This is a genomic window from Candidatus Aquicultor sp. (genome assembly GCF_054640775.1).
Genome location: NZ_JBTSLF010000133.1, coordinates 1 through 1659, shown reverse-complemented (window position 1 = coordinate 1659; position 1659 = coordinate 1). Strand labels below are relative to the sequence as shown.

Sequence of the window (1659 nt, the reverse complement as noted above, 5' to 3'; positions counted from 1 at the left end):
CCAGGTCGCCCCCTAGATCGACTGAAACGGCATAATTATGTCCGTGCAGCCGCTCGCACTTTTCCCCAAAAACAAGAAAGTGCGCAGCACTGAATTTCAGATAATCCTTTTCCACGTGAATAGAGTATTTCCCCATGTTAAAAGAGTATTGCGCGCAGCGGGATTTGTCAACAGCCTCAAGGCCTAGTCAACGGTGAGCCCATAATATGGAAAGAGCTTTTGTTTTACGCTTAAGATAGTGGCGACCGTTGCCTGTTCGAGCGACCCTGTATTGGATATCGTCGTAATAACCGCCTTGTCCCTAAGCCTTACCGGGCAATGGGTTTGGGCTTTGGTAGTGCAAACATCCTGCCATGTACCCGGCGTATAATCATCCAAGGTCACCCGCGCAAGGCCGGCCGATAAAAGCGCCCACGCTCTTGGAACGACTTGATAAATCTGATACCCTCCGCCACCAAGAGCAACCAGCCTCCCGTCACACACCTCGTGCGCCAGCTCGTGGATAGCCGCATAGAGAAGCTCGTATGCATTTGTGGTCAGGCTTAGCTGCGCTAACGGGTCAGTATAATGAGTGTCGCAGCCGTTCTGAGATACGATCAAATCGGGCTTAAATGCTCTGATTATCGGGGGCACGATTTCGTTGAAAGCCCTAAGATAGAGGTCGTCATTAACATCAGGCTCAAGCGGGACGTTAACCGAAAAACCTTCACCCTCGCCTCTGCCGACCTCGTCGACAAATCCCGTCCCAGGGAAGAGGTATCGCCCACTCTCGTGGAGCGACACGGTAAGAACATCCGACCTATCGTAAAACGCCCATTGCACGCCGTCACCATGGTGGGCATCGATATCGATATAGGCGACCTTGATACCGTATTTCTGGGCGGCGTAAGCAATCGCACATGCCGTATCGTTGTAGATGCAAAAACCCGAAGCCCTATCCCTCAACGCATGATGCAGGCCACCGGCGATATTAATTGCGTGAGATGCCTTTTCTTCCATAACCAGCTCGGCGGCGCGAATCGAGCTTCCTGCAATCAGGCTTGAAGCCTCATGCATGCCTTTAAAGACAGGATTATCCCCGGGTCCGATCCCAAATTCATACCCCATTATGGGCTCGTCACCGGTCTCGCTCATCTTTTTTACAGCATTTATATACTCCCAGGCATGGACCAACATAAGTTCCTCGTCCGTTGCCATTCGGCCCGGGACGACCTCTACGTGTTTTTTATCAAAAACACCGTAATCCTTTAATAGCTCGTATGTCAGTTTTAATCTTATGGGTTGAAGGGGGTGCGTTGGGGAAAAATTATATTCCTGAAACTCCTCATTGTAGACAAAGTAGGTAACGTTTTCGCTCATCATACCTCCGCACGTATATGTTTTAAGTTAAAAGGAATCAAAGGCAGGGTTTCCCGGCTATGCCTCTGTCCTTATTATATAGGCTCCTCTTGAGAGATAACAGTCTATTTTCTCTTGAAGACCAGGAGCGTACCGCCAATCAGGGACACGATGCTTAGCACAAGCGGAATGTAGGTAGGAACGATGATGGGGTTTGGGACCAAGGCAATAATGTCCTTTGAAAGCAAGGAGCTTGGCCAGTGGGTGAAACCGAATAGAAAAAGGTAATATAGCAAACTCGATAAGCCACCGATAAATATG

Annotated in this window: 2 protein-coding genes and 1 pseudogene; all 3 read right to left on the bottom strand. The window is 49.4% G+C overall.

Annotation, left to right across the window (positions count from 1 at the left end; all coding sequences use genetic code 11):
- Positions 1–136: 6-carboxytetrahydropterin synthase (locus tag ACYC56_RS10615; RefSeq protein WP_461374160.1), on the bottom strand; the 136-nt coding region annotated here is incomplete at its 3' end.
- Between the two features lie 47 nt (positions 137–183).
- Positions 184–1359, bottom strand: a complete 1176-nt coding sequence (locus ACYC56_RS10610) for an acetoin utilization protein AcuC (protein WP_461374151.1) — start codon at positions 1357–1359, stop codon at positions 184–186.
- 104 nt (positions 1360–1463) lie between these two features.
- Positions 1464–1659, bottom strand: a pseudogene (locus ACYC56_RS10605) (hypothetical protein); the annotation flags it as partial.